This is a genomic window from Shigella sp. SIG3 (genome assembly GCF_053555855.1).
The window spans coordinates 1-4,463 of sequence record NZ_JBQZXE010000185.1 but is presented as its reverse complement, the minus strand read 5'-3'; the positions used below and the strand labels follow the sequence as shown (position 1 = coordinate 4,463).

The window sequence follows — 4,463 nt, the reverse complement described above, 5'->3', positions numbered from 1 at the left end:
TGCGGCTGCCGCCACATCCTGCGCCGTCTGCTGTGCGTTTCCGGCTGCAGCCCCGGCACTCTGCTGCGCCTGCGCCACCATTTCCTCAAAGCGCTTCATCACCTCCGGACGTAAATCACCATCCTTTGGTGCATTCAGAAACGCGTTCAGTGTCCCCGGTGCATCAGTCGGTGCCACATCAATATCCCCGACACGGGTTGGCTGCCAGCCGTTACAGTGAAGCGCAACCTCGTAATACCACGGCTCAGCCTCAATCACATAAGCACCGTTATTGTCCGTCACGCAAGTGGCAACAACGTGTGCCACAACGGTCGGACTGGTTCTTCTGGCCCGCAGTTCAATCGCACAATTTACGACAGGTTTACCCGCCCCATCTTTCAGTACACCTGAAATCTTTACTGCCATATTCACCCCACAAAAAGCCCGCCTGAACCAGCGGGCTGTCATAACACTGTGTTACCTGGCTAATCAGAACTTATAACCGACACCCACAATGAAACCGTCAGTGCGCCAGTCGCCACTGCCGGAACCTTCATAAGCAAGGTCAATGGCCACGGATTCGGTCGGGTTAAACTGCACACCAGCCCCCCACGCCAGAGACGTGTTGCTGTGGCGGTTGTCATCACTCCCGGTCAGCACATCGTGCGTTTTCCCCTTGTTGTCAGTTACGCGGAGATAATCCCCGGAGAAGGTCGACACACGGCTGTAAGCCACGCCCGCCATCGCATACGCGCTGAACCATTCATTCACGCGCACAGACGGCCCCGCCATCACGCTGAACCAGCGGTTACGCACGGAATCCTCATGCCAGCGGGTATCGCTGTAATGCGTTTTTTGCTCATCTTCAGCGTTGGCATAGCTGAATGACGTCACCAGCCCCAGCGTGTCCGTAAACTCATAACGGTATTTCACGTTAATGCCCTTCAGGTCATCGCTGCCTGGCATATCAGTATGGGGCTGAAGATACCCGGCGCTCAGCGTGGACTGATGTTCAGACGCCCATGCAGGCGCACCGGATACAGCCAGACAGATGGCTGCGGACAAAATGGCTGCACAAACTTTACGCATAATTACCTCTCGCTTTTCTGCAATAAAAAAGGCACCATTTCTGGTGCCCGTATCTGGGTTATAAAATTCAGCTAATCGTGATGCCTGCAGTGGCTTTCTTCATCACAACAACCAGCAAATCGCTGATACTTGCTGTGGGATACCAGCCATTTACCAGCCATGCCGATACAGAAAACTCCAGCGTCATGTGACCGTGACCGGCAGGCATATCAATAACACCCGTATATATCAGCGTATTATCCAGGGTCGTTCGGTTATAAATTTCAGCACCGTTTTTCTTCACTATCAGGCGGCATGACGAATAAATATTGTTATTCTTCCGCTCATGTTTAGCACCGCGAAACGCCACCGCGGGAATAACAATTTGCCGATCAAACGGCTGATCGTCATAAACCCTGACGGTAATGGTCCCTGATGGCCACCTCTCCGGTGCCCGGGAGTCCCGTGGGAAAGGTTTGCCCACTGTTTTAACGAGATCGCCTTCAATCTGGTTCGCGGACAATTTTCCCAGAACCCGACAGTTCTTATTAGTCGTGACGTTGTTGAGCGTCCCGGAGTTCGCGTTCACGTTACCGCTGATATCGGCATTTTTCGCCGTCAGCCGTCCGCCAGGTGTCAGGGAAAATGCCGGAGGATTACCGCCGCTGGTAATGGTCGGAGCCGTCAGGCGTTTCAGGAACACGTCGTTCATGAATATCTGATCGCCCTGACCAACAAACATCGGCTTTGTGTTGCCATTCGCAGGATTAATCATCGCAATCCTGTCTGCCGCCAGCAGCACCTGACTCTGCATTCCTGCTGGCGTATTCTCAATACCGGCACCGATACCCGCAATATAAAGGCGTCCGTCCTTCATCTGTTGCAGCTTCACAGCCCACATGCTGTTCAGGTTATTATTTGTATCAACCTGAACTTTCTGTATCTGCTGGATTGCAGCACTCTGATTTTCCAGTGTTTTATTGACGGTTTGCGTGATTTCATTGCTGACATTCGTAATGGACGTCCTGATTTCAGTCAGGTCCGGCGCAAGCTGACCGTTATCAATCTGCGTCCACAACTCCTTGCCGAGATGCGTTTTATTGATCAACCCTTTATAAAAACTCAGATAACCTTCCGCATAATCGCTCGCCCGACCGACGGCCTCCACAAATGCCGATTTGCCAACGGTGTTCACACTGCGAACGTAAAAATAATAATCATGGCCCGGCCTGATATTGATACTGGCGGCTATCCAGTACAGCGCCGTGCCAAGATAGCGGGCGCTGGTTTCAACCTGCCTGATATCCGCAATCCGCTTTTCCGAAAACCAGAACTCAAACTGCACCGTCGGGTCATATACAGCCAGTTTCGGGACCACCGTTATCTGAAAATACCCCGGTATCAGTTCAATAGTGACAGGCGCTGCCGGTGCCGCAATCCGGAACGATACCGACGCCGGATCGCCCTGCTGCCCCCGGGCATTTACCGCCCGGACTGTCAGACTGTAATTCCCCAGCGCCAGCTGCCTGAAGCGGTATGTGGTTTCCGTCGTCCTGCCTGTGCTGACCAGCCGCTCACTGCCGTCGTCCGCTGCCACGGTCAGGCGAAGCAGGAAGCTCACACCCTTCACCACCTTCGGCGTGTCCCATCGCTCCAGCACCTGATATTCCCCGCTGTCTGCGGTGACTTCGGCGGTCAGATGCTGCACCGCTGGCGGCGTGACACCATTCACCGTGCCGCGCCGGTCACCGTCAAAGTGTGCCCCGTTATCCACGATGGCCTCTTTTTCCGGCACATGCTGCACGGCGGTGATGGCATACGTGCCGTCGTCGTTCTCACGGATACTCACGCAGCGGAACAGGCGCTGGCGCAGCGTCGGCAGCTTCAGCCCCCACACGCTGTATTCTGCAACGCCGTCAGGAACCCGGCTCACTTTCACCTTCACGCCGTCGGTGACGGACTGAACCTCCACGCTGACCGGATTGCCATTTCCGTCAACCAGGCTTATCAGCGTGGTACCGGAGGACGGCAGCGTGATTTCACGGTCGAGCGTCAGCGTCCGGGTCTGGCTGTTCACCGCCAGTACGCGACCACCGGTGCTGATACCGGCATAATCATCATCGCAGATTTCAATGACATCACCCGGTACATGGCGAAGCCCTTCTGCGCCGACGCTGAAGTCCACGGTCTGCGTTTCCAGCAGTTCCGTTTTAATCAGCCACAGCCCGGCGCGGTGCGCCTGTCCCCGGCTGGTACAGCCAAAGGCATCCATCTTCGTGACGTTACGACCGTAACGGACAATGGCCTGCGTGTCCTCCACAAGCTCTGTCGCCGTCTCATGACCGTTGTCCGGATCAATCCAGTTCACCTCAACGACATTATGGCGGTCCTTCAGGGCGCTGAAGCTGTAGCGGAACGGCGCGCCATCATCCGGCATCACCACATTACTGCGGTTATAGGTCCACACTTTATCCGACGGTCGGTCCTGCACGAACGTCAGCGTCTGCCCGTTCCATACCGGCATACAGCGCATCGCCGAGCAGAAATCACTGAGAACATCCCACGCCTTACGCTGTGTGGTCAGGTAAGCGTTACAGGTGATGCGCGGCTCCGTGCCGCCAAATCCGTCCGGCACTGACTGGTCGCAGTACTGGCCGATGACATACAGCGCCCATTTGTCCACATCTGCCGCACCAAGACGTTTCCCCATGCCGTAGCGCGGATGAGTGAGCATGTCCCACAGACACCAGGCCATGTTGTTGCTGTATGCTGGCTTAAGCGTTCCGTCCCAGATACCGCTGTATTGCCGCGTCTGCGGGTTATAGTTCGACGGCACCTGCAGAATGCGCCCGCGAAGATGATAATTGCGACTCACCTGCTGGTTACCGAACTGCTCTGAATCCACCTGCACGCCGACCAGCGCCGTGTTCGGGTAGCACTGTTTCACATCGATGATTTCGGTGTACGACGACCAGAGCGTTTTGTTCTGCAGCTGGTCTGTGGTGCTGTCCGGTGTCATCCTGCGCATCCGGATATTAAACGGGCGCGGCGGCAGGTTACCCACCACCACCGAGGCCAGATACTGCGAAGTGGTTTTGCCCTTAATGGTGATGTCTTTTTCCGTCACCCAGCCACCGTTACGCTGTATCTGAACCAGCAGGCGGACTTCCGACGGATTCCGGTCCCCCTTTGAGGTGGTTTCCACCAGTGCCTGCACACCGAAGGTCAGGCGCAGACGATCAATGTTTGCCGACGTGATGGTCCGGGTGATCGGCGTGTCGTATTTCACTTCCGTACCCAGCACAGTCTCTGAGCCGGAAGATTCAAACCCCTCCGGCGGTGTCTGCTCCTGCTCGCCGGCGCGGAACACCACCGTAACACCGGAAAAGTTTGTCTTCCCCTCGCTGTCCAGGACC

Annotated in this window: 3 protein-coding genes; all 3 read right to left on the bottom strand. The window is 55.8% G+C overall.

The genetic code is table 11. The features are described 5' to 3' along the window. A partial coding sequence (locus ACUU1I_RS19680; protein WP_449144890.1) for a prophage tail fiber N-terminal domain-containing protein occupies positions 1–447 on the bottom strand: 447 nt, incomplete at its 3' end. Positions 448–468: 21 nt separating this feature from the next. Further along, entirely contained in the window at positions 469–1,068 is a 600-nt protein-coding gene (locus ACUU1I_RS19675) for an Ail/Lom family outer membrane beta-barrel protein (RefSeq protein ID WP_001233104.1), read from the bottom strand. Positions 1,069–1,135: 67 nt separating this feature from the next. Continuing rightward, the coding region (gpJ, locus tag ACUU1I_RS19670) for a phage attachment tail tip protein J (protein ID WP_449144889.1) at positions 1,136–4,463 on the bottom strand (3,328 nt) is incomplete at its 5' end.

Excerpts from the sequence above, each read along its gene's own strand:
- ACUU1I_RS19675 (WP_001233104.1), bottom strand. The coding sequence starts at position 1,068 with ATGCGTAAAGTTTGTGCAGCCATTTTGTCCGCAGCCATCTGTCTGGCT.